The sequence below is a fragment of the Streptomyces sp. NPDC050534 genome (genome assembly GCF_044457745.1).
GTDB lineage: Bacteria > Actinomycetota > Actinomycetes > Streptomycetales > Streptomycetaceae > Streptomyces.
Window position 1 is genome coordinate 448,285 of record NZ_JBITHF010000005.1, and the last position, 23,380, is coordinate 471,664.

Consider the following 23,380-nt stretch of genomic DNA (forward strand, 5'->3'; position numbering starts at 1 on the left):
TAAGTCCCGTCCCCCTGTTGAGGGACGGGACTCATGTGACTCCTGAGGTCAATTCAGCGCAGGTGGCGCCGCCTTGGGTGACGTACCCCACTCAGACGGCTGCGGGCCGACCGTGAAGTCGAGCGAGCGCAGAGAGCGCAGCGAACCGGTCGTCAGATACGTCCGGTCGTACGACTTCCCGTCCGTCCGGGCCGACTGGATGTACCGGTCGGTGCCGGAGGTGCCCTTCGCGGTGATCGTCAGGGCACCGCGCGGGTAGTAGCGGCGGTCCAGGGTGAGGTCGACGCGGTCGAAGACGGGCGTGGACAGCCCCCAGGTGTCGTAGCCGGGCTGCACCGGGAAGACCCCGATCGACGACAGCACGTTCCAGGCGGACATGGTGCCGAGGTCGTCGTTGCCGGTCATGCCGGTCGGCGTGTCCGTGAACAGGGTCAGCGCCGCGTGCACGACGTCGGTCGTCTTCCACGGCTGCCCGGTGGACAGATAGGTGTACGGGGCGATGAGGTCGGGCTCGTTCTGCGGGTTGTACTTGTCGGCGTTGTAGTAGTCGTAGGGCCCGTTGACCCACACCTCGCGGGCCGTCTTCGCGGGGTCGGCCAGCAGCTGGCCGTAGGCGAAGAAGGAGTCCAGCCGGTCGTTCGTGGCCTGCTCGCCGCCGATCAGGGAGACCATGCCCGGCAGGTCCTGCGGCACCAGCCACTGGTACTGCCAGGACGTGCCCTCGTGGAAGCCCTCGCTCTGCGCCGGGTCGGCCGGGCCGGTGAAGGCGCCGGAGGCGTCACGGGCGCGGAAGAAGCCGGTCGAGGGGTCGAAGATGTGCCGGTAGCTCTGGGCGCGGGCGGCGTAGCGCGCCGCGTCCGCGTCGTGCCCGAGGTCACGGGCCATCTGCGCGAGCATCGCGTCCGACAGGGCGTACTCCAGGGTCGCCGAGGCGCCGTGGTCGTAGTCCGAGTCGCCCGGCTTCACGTGGGGGCGGTTCTTGATGTACGGCGCGAATCCCTCGGAGATGTACTCCTTGTTCGCCTCGCGGCCCACCGCCGGCGAGTCCGTGGGCGGCACCCCGTCGGCGTTCTGCCGCAGCGCCCGGTACGCCCGCTCCTCGTAGCCCTTGAGCAGGCCCTGCTGGTAGGCGTTGGTCAGGAACGGGGTGACCGGGTCGCCGGTCATGATGTTCGTCTCGACCGTGCCGTAGCCCCACTTGGGCAGCCAGCCGCTCTCCTCGGAGATCTTGATCACCGAGATCGCCATGTCGCGGGCCTCGCGGGGCGCGAGCAGCGACAGCAGCTGGGACTGGGTGCGGTAGGTGTCCCACAGCGACCAGTTCTGGTAGTACGTGAAGCCCTTCGTCCGGTGGATCTTCTGGTCCCAGCCGGTGTAGCGGCCGTCGACGTCGCTGCCGATGTTCGGCGCCAGGAAGGACCGGTACAGCGACGAGTAGAAGGTCCGCCGCAGACCGTCGTCACCGCCCTGCGCGCGCACGTCGTCCAGACGGTTCTCCCACGCCCGGTCCGCCCCGTGGCGTACGGAGTCGAAGGAACGGCCGCCCTCGGCGCGGAGGTTGATCGCGGCGCCGTGCGCGTCGACGTACGACAGGGCCGTGGTCGCCTCGACCGTGCGGTCCTTGGTGGTGTCGAAACGGACGTAGGCGCCGCCGGGGCCGGTCTTCGAGCCCGCGGTCACCGTCGAGCCGTCCCAGGTGCCGTACGTGGTGAAGGGACGGTCGAAGCGGGTGATCGTGTAGACGGTGTACGGCTTGGTGTCCTGGCAGAAGCCGCGGCCGGTGATGGCGGTGCGCACGGTGCGGTTGTCCAGGACCTCGACCTTGCCGGCCACCCCGGTGTGCAGCGACTGGGCCGCGTTCAGCAGGACGTTGGCCTTGTCGGTGGCCGGGAAGGTGTAGCGCTGCACGCCGGTGCGGGCGGTGGCCGTGAGTTCGGCCCGGATGCCGGTCTTCAGGCCGACCTCGTAGTAGCCGGGGCTCGCCTTCTCGTCGTCGTGGCCGAACTCGGCCGCGTACTTCGCGTAGTCCGTCTGTGTGACATCACCCGTCGTCGGCAGCACCGGCAGGTCTCCGCCCAGGCCGCAGCCGACGCCGGACAGATGGACCAGGGAGAAGCCGCGGATGTGGTTCTGCGCGTAGTCGTAGCCGGTGTTGTGGCCGGTGTCGGGCGAGAACTGCACCATGCCGAAGGGCACGGCCGCGCCGGGATAGGTGTTGCCCTCGTTCTGGGTTCCGATGAACGGGTTCACGAGGTCGGTGAGGTGGGTGCCGCCCGGCTCGGCGGCCTGGGCGGTGGTAGGGACGGCGGTCAGGCCGGCCGTGCCGAGCAACACGGCGAGCACCAGAGCCAGCCGCCGTCTGCGGCGGGGGAAGTGCACGGAACCTCCCATAACAACGTTGTCATGAACAGCAGTTGGCATGACAACACGGATTCCGCTTCCCCGTCCAGGGACATGACAAGTCAGAAACGGCCGAGGGCCCGTCACCCACGGCGGGGTGACGGGCCCTGTGTCCACGTGTCTACGACACCACCTGGCCCTTGCCCAGCGCGATCACACCGCCCTTGGAGACGGTGTACAGCTCCGCGTCCCGCTCGGGGTTGACGCCGATCGTCGCACCCGGCGGCACCTCGACGTTCTTGTCCAGGACCGCTCCGCGCACGACCGCGCCGCGGCCGATGTGGACGTTGTCGTGCAGGATCGAGCCCTGGACGACGGCTCCGGGGTCGACGCGGACGCCGGGTGACAGGACGGAGCGGGTGACCTGGCCGCGGATGAGGCAGCCCGCGCTGATGATGGACTCGCTGGCCATGCCGCCCGCGTTGAAGCGGGCCGGGGAGAGCTGGTTGGAGTGGGTGTAGATGGGCCACTGCCGGTTGTAGAGGTTGAAGGCGGGACGCTCGGCGATCAGGTCCATGTGGGCGTCGTAGTACGCGTCCATCGTGCCCACGTCGCGCCAGTAGCCCTGGTCGCGGGTGGTCTCGCCGGGCACGTGGTTGGCGCTGAAGTCGTAGAGCTGCGCCTCGCCGCGGTCGGTGAGCTGGGGCAGGATCGAACCGCCCATGTCGTGGACGGAGTGCTCGTCCTCGGCGTCCCGCTGCAGCGCCTCGATGAGCGCCTTGGTGGTGAAGATGTAGTTGCCCATGGAGGCGAAGACGCACTCCGGGTCGTCCGCCAGGCCGGGCGGGTCGGCGGGCTTCTCCAGGAAGCGCTCGACCGACAGGCCGTCCGTGCCCGGGGAGATCACGCCGAACTGCGAGGACTCCGAGCGCGGGACGCGGATGCCGGCGACCGTGACGCCCGCACCGCTCTCGATGTGCTGGGAGAGCATCTGGCGCGGGTCCATGCGGTACACGTGGTCGGCGCCGAACACCGCGACGTACTCGGGTCCGTCGTCGTAGACGAGGTTCAGGGACTGCAGGATGGCGTCCGCGCTGCCCAGGTACCAGCGCGGGCCGAGCCGCTGCTGGGCCGGGACCGGCGTGACGTAGTTGCCGAGCAGGCTGGACATCCGCCAGGTGGTGGTGATGTGCCGGTCCAGCGAGTGCGACTTGTACTGCGTGAGGACGCAGACGCGCAGGATGTCGCCGTTGACGAGGTTGGACAGGACGAAGTCGACGAGGCGGTACGTGCCGCCGAAGGTGACCGCTGGTTTGGCGCGGTCCGCGGTCAGGGGCATCAGGCGTTTGCCTTCTCCGCCCGCCAGTACGATCCCGAGCACCGAAGGTCCGCCACGACGCATGATCGCTCCCCTCACCGTGGTTGATCCATGCTTGCCCCTGCCCAGGGCGGTGTAAGCCTGTTCGAACAACTACCGCCGTTCTCCGCGTCTAGTCCTGTTTCAGGGTCTCCTCGTAGAGGCGGACCGTACGGCGGGCGACCGCGTCCCAGCCGAACTCCTCCACCGCACGCTGCCGGCCGGCCTCGCCCATCCTCCGGGCGGTCTCCGGGTCGCCGATCACCGTGTCCAGGGCCTGCGCGAGGGACGCCTCGAAGTCGTCGTCCACGTCGACGAGCAGACCCGTCCTGCCGTCGTCGACGACCTCGGGGATGCCGCCGACCCGGGAGGCCACGACGGGCGTCCCGCAGGCCATGGCCTCGAGGTTGACGATGCCGAGGGGCTCGTAGACCGACGGGCAGACGAACGCCGCCGCGTGGGTCAGCAGCTGGATCACCTCGGGGCGCGGCAGCATCTGCGGGATCCAGTGCACGCCCTCGCGCACGCGGTCGAGGTCCTCGTAGAGCTCGCGGAACTCCCGGTCGATCTCCGGTGTGTCGGGCGCCCCCGCGCACAGGACGACCTGCGCGGACGGGTCGATGTCCCGCACCGCGCGCAGCAGATGGGGCACACCCTTCTGCCGGGTGATGCGGCCGACGAACAGGACGAAGGGGCGTTTGGCGTCCAGGCCGATGCGCTCCAGCACGTCGGTGCCGTGGTCGGGGCGGTACAGCGTGGTGTCGATGCCGTTGTGCACGATGTGGACCCGGGCGGGGTCCAGCGCCGGGTAGCAGCCGAGGATGTCCTCGCGCATGGCGCCGGAGACGGCGATCACCGCGTCGGCGGACTCGATCGCGGTGCGCTCGGCCCAGCTCGACAGGGCGTATCCGCCGCCGAGCTGCTCGGCCTTCCATGGCCGCAGGGGCTCGAGCGAGTGGGCGGTCATCACGTGCGGGACGCCGTACAGCATCTTGGCGAGGTGACCGCCCAGGTTGGCGTACCAGGTGTGGGAGTGCACGAGCTCGCGGCCCTCGACGCCCGCCGTCATCGCAAGGTCGACGGAGAAGGTGCGCAGCGCGTCGTTGGCGGTGTCCAGGGCGGCCCAGGGGCGGTGGCGTACGACGCCCACGCCGCGGCCCTCTCCCCAGCAGTGCACCTCCAGGTCGACCAGGGAGCTCAACTCCCGGGCGAGGAACTCCACGTGGACGCCCGCGCCGCCGTACACATCCGGCGGGTACTCCCGGGTCAGCAGTCCCACTCGCACCCGCAACCCCCAGCTCTCGGCGACCGGTTCCCTCATGGTCACCCAGATGTGTCGCGTGGGGAAGAGCGCGGCGGCCGCAGGAAGCAACAGTCGCCGCACACTCCGCCGCCGGGCACGCGGTAGTAGAGGCAGCAGCTGCGGCGCCGGAAGGCGGTGCCGGTGAGGGTGCCGGTGGCGGACAGCAGGGGGTGGGCGTGGAGTTGTGCGGTGAGGGCGCGGGTAAGGGCCGCGTCGCCGGTACGGCCGTGCCGGACCGCCCACTGCTCCAGCTGCCGGGCGGCGCCCGCCAGGGCCGAGGCCGCGTTGCCCCACAGCAGGCCGGCCGCGATCCGGTGGCGGGCGCGCAGGGCCGCCGCCAGCGGCTCGAGGTGGCCGTGCAGCACGGTGTCCGCGACGCTCGCGGCGTGGGCGGGCAGCGCGCGGACCCCGGAGAGCCACAGGTCGTCGGGAGCGGCGGCGTCGGGGTCCCAGTGCAGCAGGGCGGGATCGAGGTCGGGGATGCGGTCGTAAAGGACGGCGCAGCCCAGCGTCACCGACCACAGACGGGCCGCGAGACCCTGCTGGGCCACGGAGGCCGCGATCCGCAACTCGGGTGCGTGCAGGGATCGGGCGACCTTTTCGACCCGAAAAGTAATAGGATCTGCTCTAGCGCCGGATTCAGCGTCCGGCGACTGGTTTCCGTACGCGCGGGCGAGCGTCGACAACGGCCCCTGCGGCGCCCCGCCGGTGCGCAGTACGAAGAAGCCGCCGAGCGGTCCGAGGGCGGCGAGATCCTGGTCGAGCTCCACGAAGGGCAGTAGTACCCGATCCACGAAAAGCAGTGGAACCCAGGGGGCCCTAGGGGTTCCCATTGGGGGATCTCCACCCGTCGTCGCCCACCTTGGGGAGGACGGCGCCCGATTCGTACTCCACCGGCAGTAGGACCCATTGACTGCTCAGGGACGACGACGGGAAGAGATCGGCAAGGCATCGTGTTGGTTATGAAGGCCGACCGTTCGTCGCGCGGGGCACACCGCCCCCGCCACACGCAGAGGAGCAGCTCATGAGTGCCCTCGCGTTGTCCGTTCTGCTGTCGCTCGTCTCCGCCGTGGCGTACGCGGGCGGGGCGATCGTGCAGGAGCACGTGGCGGTGTCCTCTCCCGACCAGCAGTACGCGCCGCTGCGCCGGCCGACCTGGTGGGCCGCGGTGGCGCTGAACGGCCTGGGCGGACTGCTGCACGTGGTGGCGCTGGCCTACGGCCCGCTCAGCCTGGTGCAGCCGCTCGGCGCGCTGACGATCGTGTTCGCGCTGCCGATGGCGGCGCTGTTCGTGGGCCGCAAGGCCGGCGCGACCGCCTGGCGGGGCGCGATCATGGCGACCGTGGGCCTGGCCGGTCTGCTGGCCCTGGTCGGTTCCTCCGAGTCGCAGTCGCTCTCCACGGCCCAGCGGGTCGCGATCGCCGTCATCTCCGGTGGCGTGGTCGTGGCGCTGATGGTCGCGGGCCGGGCCGCCCACCGGCACCCGGCGGTGCGCAGCATGCTGCTCGCCACCGCGTCCGGCATAGCGTTCGGCATGTCCTCGGTGTTCACCAAGACCGTCGCGGTCGACTGGACCGGCGGCGTGTCGGCGGCGGACCTGCCCTTCCTGGTCGTGATCGGTGTCTTCGCCACGGCCGGCATGCTGCTGTCCCAGGCTTCCTACCGCGGCGCGGGCCTCGCGGCCCCGCTGGCCACGCTGACCGTCGTGAACCCGGTGGTCGCGGCCGCGGTCGGCATCACGATGTTCGACGAGACCTTCCGCTACGGCACCACGGGCACCGCGCTCGCGCTGAGCTGCGGCGTGGTGGCGGCGGGCGGCCTGATCCTGCTCACGACGGAGCGCATCACGCGCACCGCCCCCGAGAGCGCGCCGGAGCCGCAGGGCGTACCGGAGCCGCAGTCCGTACGGGAGCCGCAGGCCGTACCGGAGGCGGTGGTGTCCGCCTCCGGGCCGACGCCCGTCGAGGAGCTGCTCGCCGCGATCCCGGAGCAGTCGGCGGACGTGCCGCGCGAGGAGACGCTGGTCCCCTCCCAGGTGGGCCCGACCGTCTTCGCCGTGGCCTACGACGCGGACGACGTCCCGGCCGCCGACCCGGCCCGCTACCGCTTCTACGGCCCCTTCTACGGCGGCTCGTACGTCCCGATGCCGGACCTCGACCGGCACCGCGAGCGCGTCAAATCCTGACGCCTCCGGCCCTGAGATAGGCGACAGGGTCGATGTCAGAACCGAAACCGGGCCCCGTCCGCACCTCGAAGTGCAGATGCGGGCCCGTGGCGTTCCCGGTCGCGCCGGAGCGGCCGATGCGCTGCCCGGCACCGACGCCCTGCCCCGCCTTCACGGAGATCGCCGACAGATGGCCGTACTGGCTGTAGCGGCCGTCGGCGTGCCGGATGACCACCTGGTAGCCGTAGGAGCCGCCCCAGCCGGCGGAGACCACCCGGCCCGCGGCGATCGCCTTGACCGTCGTGCCGGTGGGCACGGGGAAGTCGATGCCGGTGTGGTAGCCCTTCGACCAGGAGGAGCCGGCCTCGTGGTACGGGGTGCCGGTGGGGCCGTGGACCGGCGCGACGAGCGCGTGGCTGCCGGTGCCGGCCTTCTCCTCGGTGGCCGAAGAGGTCTTCTCCGTCTTGGCCTTGTGGTGCTTGGGGTGCGTGGACGAGGAGTCGCTCGTCCCGGTGGTGTGCGTCGTGGGGGCCTTGCCGTGCAGGTTCAGCCGCTGGCCCGGCAGGATCAGGTCCGGGTCCGCGCCGATGGTCTTCCGGTTCGCCGCGTACAGCCGGTGCCAGCCGCCGCTCACGTGCTCGGTCTCGGCGATCTCGGAGAGGCTGTCCCCGCGCACCACGGTGTACATCTCGGCGCTGCCCGCCCGCGACTGGGGCGTGGTCTGCGGCTGCACGTCCTGCACCGACGTCTTCTTGACGCTGCTCCGGGTGCTCCGCGCACTCCCGTCGGGGTGGACGGCCGCGGTGTCCCCCACCCGGGCCAGCCCCGCCTTCACCGAGCACACCGGCCAGGCGCGCGGCCCCTGCCCGTCCAGGACCTTCTCGGCGACCGCGATCTGCTGGTCCTTGGTGGCCAGATCCGCGCGCGCCGCGTACTTCGTGCCGCCGTACGCCTCCCAGGTGGACTGGGTGAACTGGAGTCCGCCGTAGAAGCCGTTGCCGGTGTTGACGCTCCAGTTGCTGGTCGACTCGCAGGCGGCGACCTTGTTCCAGGTGGACACGTCGGCGGCATGGGCGGTGCCGGTGCCGATCAGCGGGATCGCCATGCCGGCGCTGCCGGCGGTGACGGTGAGTGAGGCGCGGTTGATCCTGTTCGGCTGGTACCGGCGGTGCCGGCCGCGTAGGGCCATGGAGATCCCCCTCGACATGCGTCAGAAGGGCCAAAAGTAAGCGCCCCGAACAGGCCATGACAAGGCGGCAATCGGCCGCTCTGAACACACAAGCACCCAGACATTCACGCCAGTTGCACACCGGCTGAGGCGGGTGGGGCCCGTGGTGCGTATCTGCCTGCGGCACGTCGGGCACCCCGGACATGCGCACGGCGTACCGGCAAGTCAGGATGGTCGGTGGGGCGATACTGACGGGCACGACCGGCACCACCGATAACGGATCCTTAGGAGCCAAACCGAATGAGCACTTCAGCCCAGATCGGCGTCACGGGACTGGCGGTCATGGGCCGCAACCTCGCCCGTAACTTCGCGCGCAACGGCTACACGGTCGCCTTGCACAACCGGACGGCGGCGCGCACGCACGCCCTGGTCGAGGAGTTCGGAAACGAGGGCGACTTCATCGCGGCCGAGACCGCCAAGGAGTTCGTGGCGGCACTGGAGCGGCCGCGGCGCCTGGTCATCATGGTCAAGGCCGGCGAGCCCACGGACGCGGTGATCCACGAGTTCGCCCCGCTCCTGGAGCCCGGCGACATGATCATCGACGGTGGCAACGCGCACTTCGCGGACACCCGGCGCCGGGAGCGCGAACTGCGCGAGCAGGGCATCCACTTCGTCGGCATGGGCGTCTCCGGCGGCGAGGAGGGCGCGCTCAACGGCCCGAGCATCATGCCCGGCGGCCCCAAGGAGTCCTACGACTCCCTCGGCCCGATGCTGGAGAAGATCTCCGCGAAGGCGAAGGACGGCTCACCCTGCGTGACGCACGTCGGTCCCGACGGCGCCGGCCACTTCGTGAAGATGGTCCACAACGGCATCGAGTACGCCGACATGCAGCTGATCGGCGAGGCGTACCAGCTGCTGCGCGACGTCGCCGGGTACTCCCCCGCCCAGATCGCCGACATCTTCCGCACCTGGAACACGGGCCGTCTCGACTCCTACCTGATCGAGATCACCGCCGAGGTGCTGTCCCATGTGGACGCCGCGACGGGCAAGCCGTTCGTGGATGTCGTGGTGGACCAGGCGGAGCAGAAGGGCACCGGCCGCTGGACCGTCCAGATCGCCCTCGACCTCGGCGTCCCGGTGTCCGGCATCGCGGAGGCGGTCTTCGCCCGCTCCCTGTCCGGGCACGCGGCCCTGCGCGAGGCGTCCCGGGGGCTGGCCGGCCCGAAGGCGGCCCCGCTCTCCGAGTCCGAGGCGGCGGCCTTCGCCGACCGCGTCGAGCAGGCGCTGTACGCGTCGAAGATCGTCTCCTACACCCAGGGCTTCCACGAGGTCCAGGCCGGCAGCGACGAGTACGACTGGGACATCGACCTGGGCGCGGTCTCCGCGATCTGGCGCGGCGGCTGCATCATCCGCGCGGCCTTCCTGGACCGCATCCGCGCCGCGTACGACGCCCGCGCCGAGCTGCCCAGCCTGCTCTCCGACGACACCTTCGCCCAGGAGATCGCGGCCGCGCAGGACGACTGGCGCGAGGTGCTGATCGCGGCGACGCGCCAGGGGGTTCCGACGCCGGGCTTCGCGGCGGCGCTGGCGTACTACGACGCGCTGCGTGCCGAGCGGTTGCCTGCGGCGCTCACGCAGGGGCAGCGGGACTTCTTCGGGGCGCACACGTATCGGCGGGTGGACCAGGACGGTGCGTTCCACACGCTGTGGGGTGGGGACCGGTCCGAGGTTTCCGCCTAGGGGGGTGGGGGGGTTCTTTGATCGCGCGAGTGCCGGTTGTTCTTGGCTGGTCGCGCAGTTCCCCGCGCCCCTGAAGGCGTTGCGGTGGGCGAGTGTTCTCACACTCGCCCACCGCTTTTCCCTTTCCGGCCTGCTACCTCAGGGGTGGGCCCGGCTGAGGGTTCGGGACCGGTTCCGGGCCCGGGGGGACCGGGGACGGGGAGGGGTCCGGGGGCGGAGTGGGCGTCGGGGGCGAGGGCGGCTGCGGCGGCGGAGTGGGCTCCGGGCCGGGCGGCTGCGGAGTCGGGACCGGTGAGGGGTACGGGTCGGGGGGTTGCGGGTCCGGGCCGCCGGGTGTGGGTCCTGGTGGCACGGGCTCGGGGTACGGGTCGGTCATGGGGTCCTCCCGCCAGTCGGTCGACGTCGGCTCTCGACTAATCCCCCGCGTACCCGACGCCCGCCTCCCCACTCACCCGCTCGTAGGACGGTGAGGGCCCCAAGTGGGCGCCTGCCGCTTGCCGATCCGGGCTGCCGCCGCCAGCCCCGGGCGGGGGCTCGACAGGACCGGCACCGTGGTCGACGTCAGGTGTTCGGCCGGGGCCATGGAGCCCTGGGCCAGGACGATCGCGTCGGCGTCGGTGACCGTGTCGATCGCGGCCGCGACGAGACGGGCGCAGCCGTCGGTGTCGCCGGACCCGAAACGCTCCCAGGCGCCCTCGACGAGCCGGGTCCGCACCCGGACCGCGCGTCCGGCCCGCCGGGCCTCCTCCTGGATCAGGGACGTCGTGGGGCCGAACGTGCTCTCCACCGTGGCCAGGACCACGATGCGGGGGCCCGCGGCCACCGCGGCGGCGGCCATCGGGCGGTCGGAGCGCAGCACGGGGACTGCGGCGGCGGCCGCCTCCGCGACGCCGCCGATGGTGGAGCAGGTGCACAGGACGGCCGAAGCACCCTCGCCAACTGCCGTGTCCAGTACGGCGCGCAGCTCGTCCGCCACCGCCTCGGGGCCCTCGCGGCGGGCCCGGGTCAGCAACTCCTCGTCCACGAAGTGCCGTAGCTCCAGGCCCGGGTGGTGCTCGTCGCGCAGGGCGTCGAAGACCGGGACGTGGAGGGGGGAGGTGTGCAGGAGGGCGAGCATGGGGTCGCGGGACCTTTCACGGGCAGGACGGCGGCGGACGTGGTGTGCCAGGTTTTCATGCGCGTGGCAGCAGCCGCACGGCCGTCTCGGCGATCACGTCGGGTGTCGGTCCCACGTCCAGCGAGGCGCCCTTCTCGTCCGGTTCGAGCGGTTCGAGCGCGGCCTCCTGCGAGTCGAGCAGCATGGGGTCCGTCTTGCCCTGCTGGTCAGCCATGCTGCCTCGTCGATCGGCACTGGCTTCCAGAGTCCTGCCTACGTCATCACCTGCGCAGTCCGGACAGGTCCAGAGGGGGGCAGTCCGGTCGAGGGGCGTGGCCGAGGGTGGTTGATCGAAGGTCGATCGGACGGGCCGTACGCGACCTGTCAGAAACGGCCCGGGTGTTCCGTCAGCCAGTGCTTCGCCGCGCGCAGCAGCTCCGGGTCGGCCGCCGGGGCCTCGTCGGGGTGGCGTTCGGCCCATTTGACGACGTACGGGCAGAGGGGGGCGACGACGATTCCCTCGCGTTCGGCGATGGCGTACAGCTCGCGGGCCAGCGAGCCCGCGATGCCCTTCCCCTCGTGCGCCGGCTCCACGATGGTGTGCACGGGGACCAGGGCGCGCGCGGGGGCGTCGAGGACGAAGTACTCGATGTGGCCGACGACTTCGCCTTCCGTGCCGTCGCCGGTCGCCTCCAGGCGGCCCGCCGCCCGGTTGTCGCGGATCTCGATGTCGCTCATCGGCACGCTCCTGGTCCCACGGTCGGTGAAGGTCAGGCCCGTACGGCCTGCGGGCTGCGCTCCTGGTCCGAGCCCGGCACCGGCTCGGACGGGTCGGCGCCCAGGGCCGCGATGCGGTTGTCGCGGTCCACGTGCACGACCCGGGGTTCGAGTGCCCTGGCCTCGGCGTCGGTCACCTGAGCGTAGCTGATGATGATCACCAGGTCGCCGGGGTGCACGAGATGCGCGGCGGCACCGTTGATCCCGATCACACCCGAGCCCCGCTCGCCCTCGATGACGTACGTCTCCAGCCGCGAGCCGTTGGTGATGTCGACGATGTGGACCAGCTCGCCGGGCAGCAGGTCGGCGGCGTCGAGCAGGTCGGCGTCGATGGTCACCGATCCCACGTAGTGCAGGTCGGCCTGCGTGACGGTGGCTCGATGGATCTTGGACTTGAACATGGTGCGCAGCATTCAGTGCTCCCGAAATCCGCTCCCTGCCTGATATGGCCAGGTCAAGGGCTGTGTTTTCAGCCTACAACGGCGCGCTCTGCTTCGGCCCGGCCGTCGGCCGGACCGACATCAGGGTAGGGACCGGCACGCCGGAAGCGCATCGAGATCTGGGTCACGTGGCTCTCTGCGTTCAGCGGGGCGAGTACGAGGTCCGCCCGGAGCCACGGCCTGCTCGGGCAGGGCGCGGCGCCGGACGGAACTCATCGCCTGTGGTGCTGATCAGGCATTCAGTTGTAGGGCAGCTGGACGGTGGACTTGGTGCCGGTGGCGACGGTGCTGGGGGCGTGACCCAGGGCGTTCCAGATCTTGACCTGTACGGTCCCGTTCTTCAGGTCGCAGGAAGTGCCGGTCGCGGAGGCCAGTCCGGCCTTGTCCGTGTAGTGCTCCCAGCCGGGGACGGGGTCGGTGGCGAAGTACCGGTAGGTCTCGACGCGGTCCCACGTCCCGCTGCCGGTGCAGTCGTAGGACACCTGCAGCTGGACTCCGTTGCCGACGTTCTCCTGGGCGTCGACGGCCAGATCGAACTGGGTGGTCCCGCCCGCGTACTTCATGTTCAGCCCGGCGGCGGTGAAGGTCTGCGGTTTGTACGGAGTGCCGTCGTGATTGACGCTGTCGGCCGACGCCACGGTCACGCTGTCCGCGGTCCCGGCCGTGCCCGCCAGCGTCCCGTCGGTGCTCAGATACAGCGTGGGCGACGTCCCCGGGTCCCCGGGCGGCGTGGGTGTCGGGGTCGGCGTGGGGGTGGGCGTGGGGGTTGGGGTGGGATCGGTGCCGCCGGGTCCGCTGCCGCCGGTCCAGGTGTGGGCGCCGGCCGTGACCGTCTTCCCGGCGGGCACCTGCACGGTGGTTCCGTCGGAGAAGTGCACGGTGGTGTCCGCGGCGGTGGTGTTGGCGGCGACGTAGGTGCGTTCGCCGTTCTTGACGAAGACCGCGGTCAGCGGGCTGTCGGCGGTGACGCCGGTGTCCACGGTGCCCAGCGCGGCAAGGTTACGGATCCAGTGGAAGGTGTGGGCCTTGCTCTCGCCCTCCTCTGAGGTGAAGGAGCTGTTGGCGCGGAAGTCGGCCAGGGCCGCGTCGCCGTCGCCCAGCGCCAGGTACTCGTACCAGATGTCGGGCCAGATGCCGGGCTGGGTCTTGCCGGCCTGGTCGAGCATCTCCTGGTAATTGGCCTTCACGTAGGCCGGGTTGTCGCCGAGGTAGAGGTGTCCGCCGGTCACCGGCAGCAGGTTGATGCCCTGGATCTGTTCGGGGGCGCTGGAGAACCAGGTGGAATAGGCGCCTCCGTTGCTCCAGACCATGCCGACCTCCTTGTGCGCGAAGTCGCTCGGGTAGACCTGGTGATGGGTGTCGAACCAGTAGTCCTCGATGGCGGCGGCCTGAGTGGTGTACATGTAGATGCCCGCGTCCCGGACGGCCTTGTTCCCGGTGACGGTGCCCCACTGGATGAGCGCGTTGTCGAAGTTCATCCCCTCGGAGGACGACTCCTGGTTGTTGCCCGCGGCGAACGAGCCGTGCCCGGAGGCCCAGTCGTGGCCGGCGTAGATGTCGAAGTCCCGCAGGTAGGGGAACCGCTTGTCGGTGCGGTCGTAGTTGTTGGCGTCCCGGATGAGCAGGTCCACCATGCCGCCGTAATGGTCGGCGTCGGCCCAGGTGGGGTCGAACCTCGCGAGGGTCGCGGCCGCGGCGATGTAGTAGCCGTAGTGGAAGTGGTGGTCGTTCAGCTCCTGGTCGGACCCGTAGGAGGCCGGATATCCGATCAGGGTGCCCCACTTGCCGTCGTAGTAGAACAGGTGGCCCGTCTTGCCCGGCGAGGCGGTGAACCAGTCCGTGAGCTTGGACTTGATCGCGGACAGGGCGGCGTCGCGGACGGCGGTGTCACCGCTCTGGTCGGCGATCTCCGCCAGTCGTGCGGCGCGCCCCAGGCCCTTGCCGGTCCAGTACGTGTCGTCGCTCTGCTGGCGCGTCGGGTCGGCCTTCTCGGCGTCGAGGTAGTTCTGCAGCGTCGCCGCGTCGGCGCCGGAACTGTCGGCGACCCCCGGTACCTCGGGCAGCACTCCATGGAAGACCATCGACGTCGAGAAGGACGTGACGCCGGTGAGCACCTTCAGCGGGCCACGGGAGGAGATGTACGTCTGCGGCAGCGGACTGCCCTCGGACAGGTGGCGCCACTGGTGCGGCAGCAGGGCCGCGACCGTGCCGGTGGCCGACCCCTCGAGGGCCGTGGTCGTGTAGCGGTAGGTGGTGGTGACCGTGCTGTCGGCCTCGTCGTACCGGTAGGACACGGAGGTGCCGGTGACGTGGTCGTAGGCGTACTTGGCGTACTCGGTCGCGAGCGCGGCCCGGTCGGCGCTCGAGGTGGACGGCGTCGTCGGCAGTACGGCGACGGAGAAGTAGTCCTTGCCCGCGAGCGAGGAGGTGAAGGTGGATCCACCGACCGACCAGGAGGCCCCGCTCGGGGCGAAGGCGACGTAGTCGTGTCCGCCGACCGTGTAGCCGATCATGGAGCCGGAGTTGGACCAGATGTCCACGGTCGCGTCGGCGGCGGCCTTGATCTGCGCGGCGCCGCCCGTCGCACGGAAGTAGGCGAACGGCAGGCCGGAGCCGATGGTCGCGCGCAGGGTGTGCGCACCGTCGCTGAGGTACGGACTGACGGTCCAGTCGGTCCAGTCGTCGACCTTCACCTCGGGGGCGGCCAGGCCGGAGACGCCGACGACGAAGTCCTCCTTGTAGTCGAAGTGGTACTCGCCCACGCCCTTGCCGCTGCCGGAGATCGTCGGCTTGGTGCTGTAGGAGACCCCCAGCCCGCCGGACTGTGCCCGGAAACCGAGCGGCTGCGCGAACAGCGGCTCTCCGTAAGCGCAGTTGGTGCGCTTCCACAGGATCGACGACCACCAGTCGTTGGTGGGTACGGCGCCTGACGGGGCGTCGGACGTCACCCAGTGGCGCGGGTCGGTGGACAGGTCCGCGCACCCCGAGGGCAGCGGGCCGGGTGCCGTGGTGGTGTAGCTGCCGGCGCCCACCGTGTCGGCGCCGGCCGACGCGGAGCCGAGCACCGTGAGGACGGCGCTGAGGAGAGCGACGACGGCCACGAACACGGCCGCCCGCCGCCGGGGCGCGGACCACGGCGCCGTTCTTAACGGCTGAACTCTGTACGGCTGAACTGTGTCTCTTGACATCGGTGCACCCTTCGGCAGGAGGGAAAGCAGTACTTTCGTTTCCCAGGTCTAGGCCATACATGACCCGGGCTCTTGCAAATTGAGAGCGCTCTCAAGCCGGGAAGGCTAGGATCACTCCGGGTGACCGTCAATACAGTGCGCAATGATTGTTCGACCCGACGCCCCTGACGCCGGCTGTTACGCCACCGCCTCCCCGGCGGCGATGTCCGTCACGCCGGCGGTCTCCGTCACGTCGGCGGTCTGCTGCTCGAACTGCGTCTGATACAGCTCCGCGTACCGCCCGCCCGCTGCGAGCAACTCCTCGTGCGTCCCCCGCTCGACGATCGATCCGCCCTCGATCACCAGGATCACGTCCGCCGCCCGCACGGTCGACAGCCGGTGGGCGATGACGACCGCGGTGCGGCCGGCCAGGGCCTCGGTCAGGGCCTCCTGGACCGCGGCCTCGGAGGTGTTGTCGAGGTGGGCGGTGGCCTCGTCGAGGATGACGACACGCTGGCGGGCCAGCAGCAGGCGGGCGATGGTCATGCGCTGGCGCTCGCCGCCGGAGAGGCGGTAGCCGCGTTCGCCGACGACCGTCTCCAGGCCGTCGGGCAGGGACCGTACGAGATCGTCGAGGCGGGAGCGGCGCAGCGCGTCCCACAGCTGGGCGTCAGTGGCCTCGGGGGCCGCGAGCAGGAGGTTGGCGCGGACGGTGTCGTGGAAGAGGTGGCCGTCCTGGGTGACCATGCCGAGCGTGGCCCGCAGCGAGGCGGCCGTGAGGTCGCGGACGTCGGTGCCGCCGATGCGTACGGCGCCCTCGTCCACGTCGTACAGGCGCGGCAGCAGTTGCGCGATGGTCGACTTGCCCGCGCCGGAGGAGCCGACGATGGCGACCGTCTGGCCCGGTTCGGCGCGGAAGGAGACGCCGTGCAGGACCTCCGTGCCGCCGCGGGTGTCGAGGGAGGCGACCTCCTCCAGGGAGGCGAGGGAGACCTTGTCGGCGGACGGGTAGCCGAAGCGGACGTCGTCGAACTCGACGGAGACCGGGCCGTCGGGCACGGCGCGCGCGTCCGGCTTCTCCTCGATCAGCGGTTTGAGGTCGAGCACCTCGAAGACGCGCTCGAAGCTGACCAGGGCGCTCATCACCTCGACGCGTGCGCCGGCGAGCGCGGTGAGCGGCGCGTACATGCGGGTCAGCAGCAGCGCCAGTGAGACGACCGCGCCCGGCTGCAGGCTGCCGCGCAGGGCGAACCAGCCGCCGAGGCCGTACACCAGGGCGAGGGCCAGCGAGGAGACCAGGGTCAGGGCGGTGATGAACACCGACTGGGCGGTGGCGGTCCGTACGCCGATCTCGGCGACCCGGCGGGCGCGCCCGGCGAACTCCACGGACTCCTCCTCGGGACGTCCGAAGAGCTTGACCAGGGTGGCTCCGGGGGCGGAGAACCGTTCGGTCATACGGGTGCCCATCGACGCGTTCAGCTCGGCCGCCTCCCGCTGCATACGGGCCATCCGGCTGCCCATGCGCCGGGCCGGCACCACGAAGACCGGGAGCAGGACGAGTGCGAGCAGGGTGATCTGCCAGGACAGGGTGAGCATCACGACGAGCGTGAGCACCAGGGTGACCAGGTTGGTGACCACGCCGGACAGGGTGTTGCTGAAGGCACGCTGCGCGCCGATGACGTCGTTGTTGAGTCGGGAGACCAGCGCGCCCGTACGTGTGCGTGTGAAGAACGCGACCGGCATCCGCTGCACATGATCGAACACGGCCGTCCGCAGGTCGAGGATGAGCCCCTCGCCGAGCGTCGACGAGAGCCTCCGGCCGAGAATGCCCAGGGCCGCCTCCGCCACCGCGATCAGCGCGATGAGCAGGGCAAGTCGTACGACCTTGCCCTCGTCGTCGCCCGACACGATCGCGTTCACGACGCGCCCGGCCAGGACGGGGGTCGCGACGGCGAGCAGCGCCGTCACCACCCCGAGCAGCACGAACTGCGCCATACGGGCGCGGTGCGGGCGGGCGAAAGTGGCGATACGGCGCAGCGTGGCACGCGCCACAGGATGCCGTTGCTGCTGGGCCGTCATGACACTGTGCAGCTGTGTCCAGGCTGTGGTCTCCATGCTCATGGGAGAGACCGTAGAACCTCGAGCGTTGTTGAGGTCAACACTTCCGCTGCTCCGTCCCCACGCACGAAGGACCCCATGGCTCTCCCTCCCCACCCGCTTCCCGTCCGTAAGACGCTGTCCGCGATCCCGCAACCCGCAGTTGGCGCGGTGCGGAGAACCTCTCCAGGTGTGACCGCGGTTCAACTCCCCCAAGGCCCTCCTCCGGGACGACTCCCCCGTCGCGTCCCGGTCCGCCGGATCCTCTGCCTGGTTCCGCTCCTGCTGGTCGCCGTCGTCGCCGTGCAGCACCGGTCGGTGCTCGAGGAGGGCTTCGGTCATCTGCGGGCCGCGGAGTGGCCGTGGCTGCTGGCGGCCGCCGGTGCCACCTGTCTGACCTGGGTGGCGGCCGCCTTCACCCGGCAGGGCGCGGTCGTCGACCGGCTGCCCAGGCGGCGGCTGCTCGCCACGCAGTTCGCGGCCGGCTCGGCCAACCACCTGCTGCCGACCGGCCTCGGCGCGGGGGCGGTGAACCTGCGCTTCATGACGGTCTGCGGCATCCCGCTCGCCCGCTCCTCGGCCGCCCTGGCCCTGTATCTGCTGGCGGAGTCGGTCACCCGCGTGGCCCTGCTGATCACGCTGCTGCTCGCCTTCCCCGGCGCGCTGCGCTTCGGCAGCCTGCTGCCCCAGGGCTCGACGGGCCCGCTGCTGCTCGCCGTCGCCGCGGTCGTGCTGGCGGCCGCCGCACTCCTGCTTCTCGTACGACGGCTGCGGACGGCCGCGCTGTCCTTCCTGCGCACGGCGCTGGGCGAGCTGCGCTCGGTGCACACCCGTCCCTCCCGGGCGCTGGCCCTGTGGGGCGGTTCGCTCGCCTTCCCCGCGCTCCAGGCGGCCGGGCTGGTCCTGGTCGGCCTGTCGCTGGGGCTGCCGGTGCCGCCCGTGCACATGGCCGTGGCGTACCTGGCGGCGACGGTCGCCGTCGCGGTGGTGCCGACGCCGGGCGGGATCGGCTCGGTGGAGGCCGCGCTGATCGTGGCCCTGGTGGCGGCTGGCGCCCCGGCCACCGTGGCCACGGCCGTCGTCCTCGCCTACCGGATCATCACGGTGTGGCTGCCGCTGGTGCCGGGGGCGCTGACGCTGGGCGCGCTGGTGCGGCTGAAGGTCATCTGAACCGGGCGGGGTGTCACCAGCGCTGTCACCAGGGCTGTCACCAGGGCACGGGCTCGCCGTCCCGGAAGAAGCCCCCGCTCGGTCCGTCGTCGGGCAGTGTCGCCGCCCAGACGATCCCGGCGGCGCCCTCTCGCACGGGGCGGCCGCCGCGGCCGCCCATGTCGGTGGCGACCCAGCCGGGGCAGATCGCGTTGACGAGGACGCGCTGCCCGCTCAGCTCACCGGCGAGCAGCCGGGTCAGCGCGTTCAGTGCGGCCTTGGAGACGCTGTAGGCGGGCGTCCCGCCGCTCATCGACGCCAGCGAACCGCCCTCGCTGCTCACCATGACCACGCGAGGGTGCGGGCTGCGCCGAAGCAGCGGCAGCAGCGCCTGGGTGACGCGCCAGGCCCCGAACAGGTTGGTGTCCAGGGCGCGTTGGACCTCGCCGAGGTCGGCGGAGCGGGCCCGGGCCCAGGTGTCGTAGAGGATGGCGGCGTTGTTGACGACGACGTCCGTGCGCCCGAACTCGCGGGTGACCCGCTCGGCCATGGCGGCCACGCTCGCGGCGTCGGCGACGTCGAGCTGTACGGCGAGAACCCGATCCCCGCTCGGGTCGATGCGCGCGGCGGCGGCGCGTCCCTTGCCGAGGTCGCGCGAGCCGAGCACCACGCGGTGGTCGCATCCGGCGAGCTGCCGTACGACCTCGAAACCGATGCCGCGGTTGGCTCCGGTCACGACGGCGACCGGCAGTCCCACGCCTTCGACCGCCATCAGGAACACTCCCTCTGTAGGGAACATCAGCGTCGCACGAGGAAAGGGGACCCGAGATGCCGGTCCGTACCGAGCGCCAGGGGCACGTCACCACCGTCGTCCTCTCCCGCCCCGAGGCCCGCAACGCGGTGGACGGCCCGACGGCCGCCGAACTCGCGCACGCCTTCCGGGAGTTCGAGGCGGACGAGGAGGCGCGGGTGGCGGTGCTGTGGGGCGAGGGCGGCACGTTCTGCGCGGGCGCCGACCTCAAGGCGATCGGCACCGGACGCGGCAACCGTGTCGCGGAGGACGGCGACGGCCCGATGGGTCCCACCCGGCTGCGGCTGTCCAAGCCGGTGATCGCCGCGGTCGCGGGACACGCGGTGGCGGGCGGCCTGGAGCTGGCCCTGTGGTGCGATCTGCGGGTGGCCGAGGAGGACGCTGTCTTCGGCGTGTTCTGCCGCCGCTGGGGCGTGCCGCTGATCGACGGCGGCACGGTCCGCCTCCCCCGTCTGATCGGGCAGAGCCGCGCGATGGACATGATCCTCACGGGCCGCCCGGTCCCGGCCCGGGAGGCACACGACATGGGCCTCGCCAACCGCGTGGTCCCCACCGGCACGGCGCGCACCGAGGCCGAGGCACTCGCCACGGAGATCGCCCGCTTCCCGCAGGCATGCCTGCGGGGCGACCGGGCGTCGGTACTGGAACAGGACGGCAAGGACGAGACCGACGCGATGCGCGGTGAACTCCGCCATGGAATGGCCGTGTTGGCGGAGAGCTTGGAGGGGGCGGCACGGTTCGCCTCCGGGGCGGGTCGGCACGGGTCGTTCCGGGACATGTGACGGACCCCGGTTCGGCCGCGATGCGTTCCCGTGCGGAACCACGTTGCCCCATACGGCAGGATGGGCGGCCGTACATTCGAGATTCGAGCAGGTGGAAACGTGACGACACTTCACATCCGGTACTCCGCGGCGCCGTCCGCCGCAGAACTGCTTTCCGGAGGTGACCGGTGAACCGCGCAGTCACCGTGGACGACCTGGTCATCGCCGGAATCGCGGTGGCAGCGGGCCTGCTGGCCGCGTTCCTGATGCGCATTCTGATGCGCTGGCTGGGCAAGCACGCCGACCGCACCCGCTGGAGCGGCGACGACGTCATCGTCGACGCGCTGCGTACGGTCCTGCCGTGGGCGGCGATCGTCGGAGGCGCCGCCTCCGCCGGTGCGGCGCTGCCGCTGACCAGAACCGTTCAGAACCACGTCAACCAGGTGCTGACGGTGGTGCTCATCTTCGTCGTCACGGTGACGGCGGCCCGGGTGATCGCCGGCCTGGTGCGGATGGTCACCACCTCCCGATCCGGCGTCGCCGGATCGGCCACGATCTTCGTCAACATCACCCGCGTGCTGGTCCTGGCGATCGGCTTCCTGGTGGTGCTCCAGACGCTGGGCATCTCCATAGCGCCGATGCTCACCGCCTTGGGCGTGGGTGGTCTCGCGGTCGCGCTCGCGCTGCAGGACACGCTCGCCAACCTCTTCGCCGGCATCCACATCCTCGCCTCCAAGACCGTGCAGCCCGGCGACTACATCCAGCTGAGCAGCGGTGAGGAGGGCTACGTCGAGGACATCAACTGGCGTCAGACCACGGTCCGCGCGCTCTCCAACAACCTCGTCGTCATCCCCAACGGCGAGCTCGCCCGGACGAACATGACCAACTACATGCGTCCCGAGCAGCGGCTGACGATCCTGGTCCAGGTGGGCGTCGCGTACGACAGCGACCTCGACCAGGTGGAGCGGGTGACGACGGAGGTCATCGCTGACGTGATGACGCGGGTCGACGGCGCGATCCCGGAGCACGAGCCCGCGATCCGCTTCCACACCTTCGGCGACTCGCGCATCGGCTTCACGGTCATCCTGGGCGTGGGCGAGTTCAGCGACCAGTTCCGTATCAAGCACGAGTTCATCAAGGCGCTGCACCGGCGCTACCGCGAGGAGGGCATCCGCATCCCGGCGCCCGCGCGGACCGTGGCGCTCCAGCAGGGCTCGGTGGTGATCCCGCAGCAGCGCCACGCCGAGCCGGCCGGCGTCGAGGCGGACGAGGTGTCCCCCGCCCGCCGCGACTGACAACTACCGCCCGGCGTCAGGCCGTCGACGGCTCACGTCGGGTCAGAGCGTCGCCGAGTTGTCGTGGTGGTGCCCGCCCCTGCGGCTGTGCGGTGAGGCGAGCGCCGAGTTCACCGGCGTGACCGTCCAGTCCGGGTGGCCGGGCATCCGCGGCGTCTTCGTGCCGTACAGCCAGTCCGTCAGGAAACCGGACTGGTCCTGACCGGAGACCTCCGAGGCGACGGCGATGTAGTCCTGCGTCGTCGCCGAGGAGTTGCGGTGCCGGTCCAGGAAGGTCCGCTCGATCGCGCTGAAGACGTCCTCGCCGACCGCCTGGCGCAGGGCGTACAGGACCAGCACGCCGCCGAGGTAGCGCTGGCTGTCGAACAGGTCGGCCGCGTTCGGCGCGGCCACCGGGCCCGAGTCGTGGCGCCACTGGTCGCCGCGGGCGTAGGTGTCCTTCATCCGGGCTTCCATACTGGTCAGGCCGAGGGAGTCGGCCCAGCCGCGTTCGTAGCGGTACAGCAGCCCGTAGAAGTCGGCGTGACCCTCGTTCAGCCACAGGTCGGCCCAGTTGCCCGGGCTGACGAGGTTGCCGAACCAGGAGTGGACCAGCTCGTGCATCATGTGCGAGCCGATGCTCTTCTCCGGCTGGAGCAGGAAGTTCGGCTTGTACAGGGTGAGGGTCTGCGTCTCCAGGCCGGTGAAGTCGAAGGCGGCCGCGTCGTCGGAGTTGCACGGCAGCAGCCCGTACGTCTCGAACGGGAAGGCGCCCAGGCGCACTTCGAGCCACTGGACCAGGTTCGGGGTGAGCGCGAGCGCCGGTTCGAGGGCGGCGGCGCGGGCGGTGGGCACGACGTCCCGCAGCGGCAGGCCGTTCGGGCCCTGCCGCTCCTTGATCACGTAGTCGCCGACGGTTATCTGCACCAGCTCGGTGGCGATCGGCGAGCGGGACCGGTAGCAGTACGCCGTACGGCCGTCGGCGAGGGCCTCGGTACCGGTCAGGACGCCGTTCGCGACGCCGCGCAGCCCGCTCGGGACCGTGATGCGGAAGCTGAAGTCCGCTTTGTCCGACGGGTGGTCGTTGCACGGGAAGGCGGTGTGCGCGGAGTCCGGCTGCGGGCACAGCGCGAAGCCGTCCGGCGTGGGCACCCAGGCGGTGTGGGCCAGGGTGCGGCGCGGGTCGGCGGAGTACTCCACCCGGACCCTGACCCGGGCCTGCGGGGCCAGGGCGGTCTTCGGCGTGATGCGCAGCTTCTCGCCGGACTGCTCGAAGGCGGCCTTGTGCCCGTCGACGCGGACCGTGCGGATGTCGAGGCCGAGGGCGTCGAGGGAGAAGCGGCTCAGTGCCTGGGTCGTGGTCAGCGAGATCGTCGCCGCGGCGTCGACCAGCCGGTTCGTGTCGTCGTAGGCGATGTCGAGGTGGTAGGCCGAGACGCGGTAACCGTCGTTGCCGAGGCCGGGGAAGACGGAGTCGCCGAGGGTCTCGGGGCCCGGCGTGCCGGGGTCCTTCCCGGCGTCCTTCAGGGTGGAGGGGCGAGCGTGGGCCGCGTTCCCCGTGGTCAGTGCGGCGGCGGTACCGATCAGGGCGGCCGCGGGGGCCGTCACTCTGGTGCGATATCTCATGGTCAGCTTTCGTTCGGGCGGCCGGGTGGTCAGATCCGGCCGTCGACGATCAAATGCACGATCAACTTGCAGGACCCGGCAGGGCCCCCTTTGGTTGCACCAGCGGCGGT

18 protein-coding genes are annotated in these 23,380 nt (G+C 71.0%); 5 read left to right on the forward strand and 13 right to left on the reverse strand.

Annotation, left to right across the window (positions count from 1 at the left end):
• Positions 1 to 48: 48 nt before the first annotated feature.
• The 4 genes from ACIBN2_RS19345 to ACIBN2_RS19360 form a co-directional block, all read right to left on the reverse strand.
• A complete protein-coding gene (locus ACIBN2_RS19345; RefSeq protein ID WP_399135683.1) occupies positions 49 to 2,379 on the reverse strand; it encodes a GH92 family glycosyl hydrolase in 2,331 nt (776 codons plus the stop codon).
• Positions 2,380 to 2,521: 142 nt separating this feature from the next.
• Complete coding sequence (gene glgC, locus ACIBN2_RS19350; protein WP_399135684.1) at positions 2,522 to 3,742, reverse strand: glucose-1-phosphate adenylyltransferase; 1,221 nt, start codon at positions 3,740 to 3,742, stop codon at positions 2,522 to 2,524.
• Positions 3,743 to 3,830: 88 nt separating this feature from the next.
• Positions 3,831 to 4,982 carry a glycogen synthase gene (gene glgA, locus ACIBN2_RS19355; RefSeq protein WP_399135833.1) on the reverse strand — a complete coding sequence of 384 codons (1,152 nt, stop codon included), beginning with the start codon at positions 4,980 to 4,982 and terminating at the stop codon, positions 3,831 to 3,833.
• Positions 4,983 to 5,020: 38 nt separating this feature from the next.
• Positions 5,021 to 5,833, reverse strand: coding sequence for a (2Fe-2S)-binding protein (locus ACIBN2_RS19360; protein ID WP_399135685.1), 813 nt, complete (start codon positions 5,831 to 5,833; stop codon positions 5,021 to 5,023).
• Between the two features lie 191 nt (positions 5,834 to 6,024).
• On the opposite strand from ACIBN2_RS19360, the gene ACIBN2_RS19365 reads away from it, so the two are divergent.
• Positions 6,025 to 7,185, forward strand: coding sequence for a DMT family transporter (locus tag ACIBN2_RS19365; RefSeq protein ID WP_399135686.1), 1,161 nt, complete (start codon positions 6,025 to 6,027; stop codon positions 7,183 to 7,185).
• On the opposite strand, the gene ACIBN2_RS19370 is transcribed toward ACIBN2_RS19365, so the two are convergent.
• Positions 7,175 to 8,353: a transglycosylase family protein gene (locus ACIBN2_RS19370; protein WP_399135687.1), complete on the reverse strand. Its 1,179-nt coding sequence runs from the start codon at positions 8,351 to 8,353 to the stop codon at positions 7,175 to 7,177. The two genes, ACIBN2_RS19365 and ACIBN2_RS19370, sit on opposite strands and share 11 nt — an antisense overlap.
• Before the next feature lie 279 nt (positions 8,354 to 8,632).
• Between ACIBN2_RS19370 and gndA the strand changes: the two genes are divergently transcribed.
• On the forward strand, positions 8,633 to 10,072 hold the full coding sequence (gndA, locus tag ACIBN2_RS19375; RefSeq protein WP_399135688.1) for an NADP-dependent phosphogluconate dehydrogenase: 1,440 nt from the start codon (positions 8,633 to 8,635) through the stop codon (positions 10,070 to 10,072).
• Positions 10,073 to 10,520: 448 nt separating this feature from the next.
• Here gndA and ACIBN2_RS19380 read toward each other — a convergent pair whose 3' ends face one another.
• The 6 genes from ACIBN2_RS19380 to ACIBN2_RS19405 form a co-directional block, all read right to left on the reverse strand.
• Positions 10,521 to 11,189: an aspartate/glutamate racemase family protein gene (locus ACIBN2_RS19380; protein WP_399135689.1), complete on the reverse strand. Its 669-nt coding sequence runs from the start codon at positions 11,187 to 11,189 to the stop codon at positions 10,521 to 10,523.
• 55 nt (positions 11,190 to 11,244) lie between these two features.
• Positions 11,245 to 11,403: a hypothetical protein gene (locus tag ACIBN2_RS19385; protein ID WP_399135690.1), complete on the reverse strand. Its 159-nt coding sequence runs from the start codon at positions 11,401 to 11,403 to the stop codon at positions 11,245 to 11,247.
• 149 nt (positions 11,404 to 11,552) lie between these two features.
• Complete coding sequence (locus ACIBN2_RS19390; protein WP_399135691.1) at positions 11,553 to 11,906, reverse strand: GNAT family N-acetyltransferase; 354 nt, start codon at positions 11,904 to 11,906, stop codon at positions 11,553 to 11,555.
• Between the two features lie 32 nt (positions 11,907 to 11,938).
• Positions 11,939 to 12,358: an aspartate 1-decarboxylase gene (panD, locus tag ACIBN2_RS19395; RefSeq protein WP_399135692.1), complete on the reverse strand. Its 420-nt coding sequence runs from the start codon at positions 12,356 to 12,358 to the stop codon at positions 11,939 to 11,941.
• Positions 12,359 to 12,624: 266 nt separating this feature from the next.
• Positions 12,625 to 15,486, reverse strand: coding sequence for a glycosyl hydrolase (locus tag ACIBN2_RS19400; protein ID WP_399135693.1), 2,862 nt, complete (start codon positions 15,484 to 15,486; stop codon positions 12,625 to 12,627).
• 264 nt (positions 15,487 to 15,750) lie between these two features.
• Complete coding sequence (locus ACIBN2_RS19405) at positions 15,751 to 17,667, reverse strand: ABC transporter ATP-binding protein (RefSeq protein WP_399135834.1); 1,917 nt, start codon at positions 17,665 to 17,667, stop codon at positions 15,751 to 15,753.
• Positions 17,668 to 17,841: 174 nt separating this feature from the next.
• On the opposite strand from ACIBN2_RS19405, the gene ACIBN2_RS19410 reads away from it, so the two are divergent.
• Positions 17,842 to 18,819 (forward strand): YbhN family protein, encoded by a 978-nt coding sequence (locus ACIBN2_RS19410; protein ID WP_399135694.1) that lies wholly within the window; start codon positions 17,842 to 17,844, stop codon positions 18,817 to 18,819.
• Positions 18,820 to 18,856: 37 nt separating this feature from the next.
• Here ACIBN2_RS19410 and ACIBN2_RS19415 read toward each other — a convergent pair whose 3' ends face one another.
• Positions 18,857 to 19,570 (reverse strand): SDR family NAD(P)-dependent oxidoreductase, encoded by a 714-nt coding sequence (locus tag ACIBN2_RS19415; protein WP_399135695.1) that lies wholly within the window; start codon positions 19,568 to 19,570, stop codon positions 18,857 to 18,859.
• 56 nt (positions 19,571 to 19,626) lie between these two features.
• On the opposite strand from ACIBN2_RS19415, the gene ACIBN2_RS19420 reads away from it, so the two are divergent.
• Both ACIBN2_RS19420 and ACIBN2_RS19425 read left to right on the forward strand, forming a co-directional pair.
• Positions 19,627 to 20,391 carry a crotonase/enoyl-CoA hydratase family protein gene (locus ACIBN2_RS19420; protein ID WP_399135696.1) on the forward strand — a complete coding sequence of 255 codons (765 nt, stop codon included), beginning with the start codon at positions 19,627 to 19,629 and terminating at the stop codon, positions 20,389 to 20,391.
• Positions 20,392 to 20,558: 167 nt separating this feature from the next.
• Positions 20,559 to 21,665, forward strand: coding sequence for a mechanosensitive ion channel family protein (locus tag ACIBN2_RS19425; RefSeq protein WP_399135697.1), 1,107 nt, complete (start codon positions 20,559 to 20,561; stop codon positions 21,663 to 21,665).
• A gap of 42 nt (positions 21,666 to 21,707) precedes the next feature.
• Here ACIBN2_RS19425 and ACIBN2_RS19430 read toward each other — a convergent pair whose 3' ends face one another.
• The gene (locus ACIBN2_RS19430; protein WP_399135698.1) at positions 21,708 to 23,270 is read right to left on the reverse strand and encodes a M1 family metallopeptidase; all 1,563 of its coding nucleotides are present in this window, start codon (positions 23,268 to 23,270) and stop codon (positions 21,708 to 21,710) included.
• Between the last annotated feature and the right edge of the window lie 110 nt (positions 23,271 to 23,380).

Excerpts from the sequence above, each read along its gene's own strand:
- ACIBN2_RS19365 (WP_399135686.1), top strand. The coding sequence starts at position 6,025 with ATGAGTGCCCTCGCGTTGTCCGTTCTGCTGTCGCTCGTCTCCGCCGTG.
- ACIBN2_RS19390 (WP_399135691.1), bottom strand. The coding sequence starts at position 11,906 with ATGAGCGACATCGAGATCCGCGACAACCGGGCGGCGGGCCGCCTGGAG.
- ACIBN2_RS19385 (WP_399135690.1), bottom strand. The coding sequence starts at position 11,403 with ATGGCTGACCAGCAGGGCAAGACGGACCCCATGCTGCTCGACTCGCAG.
- ACIBN2_RS19415 (WP_399135695.1), bottom strand. The coding sequence starts at position 19,570 with ATGGCGGTCGAAGGCGTGGGACTGCCGGTCGCCGTCGTGACCGGAGCC.
- ACIBN2_RS19360 (WP_399135685.1), bottom strand. The coding sequence starts at position 5,833 with ATGGGAACCCCTAGGGCCCCCTGGGTTCCACTGCTTTTCGTGGATCGG.
- ACIBN2_RS19380 (WP_399135689.1), bottom strand. The coding sequence starts at position 11,189 with ATGCTCGCCCTCCTGCACACCTCCCCCCTCCACGTCCCGGTCTTCGAC.
- glgC (WP_399135684.1), bottom strand. The coding sequence starts at position 3,742 with ATGCGTCGTGGCGGACCTTCGGTGCTCGGGATCGTACTGGCGGGCGGA.
- panD (WP_399135692.1), bottom strand. The coding sequence starts at position 12,358 with ATGCTGCGCACCATGTTCAAGTCCAAGATCCATCGAGCCACCGTCACG.
- gndA (WP_399135688.1), top strand. The coding sequence starts at position 8,633 with ATGAGCACTTCAGCCCAGATCGGCGTCACGGGACTGGCGGTCATGGGC.
- ACIBN2_RS19370 (WP_399135687.1), bottom strand. The coding sequence starts at position 8,353 with ATGGCCCTACGCGGCCGGCACCGCCGGTACCAGCCGAACAGGATCAAC.
- ACIBN2_RS19420 (WP_399135696.1), top strand. The coding sequence starts at position 19,627 with ATGCCGGTCCGTACCGAGCGCCAGGGGCACGTCACCACCGTCGTCCTC.
- ACIBN2_RS19405 (WP_399135834.1), bottom strand. The coding sequence starts at position 17,667 with ATGGAGACCACAGCCTGGACACAGCTGCACAGTGTCATGACGGCCCAG.
- ACIBN2_RS19430 (WP_399135698.1), bottom strand. The coding sequence starts at position 23,270 with ATGAGATATCGCACCAGAGTGACGGCCCCCGCGGCCGCCCTGATCGGT.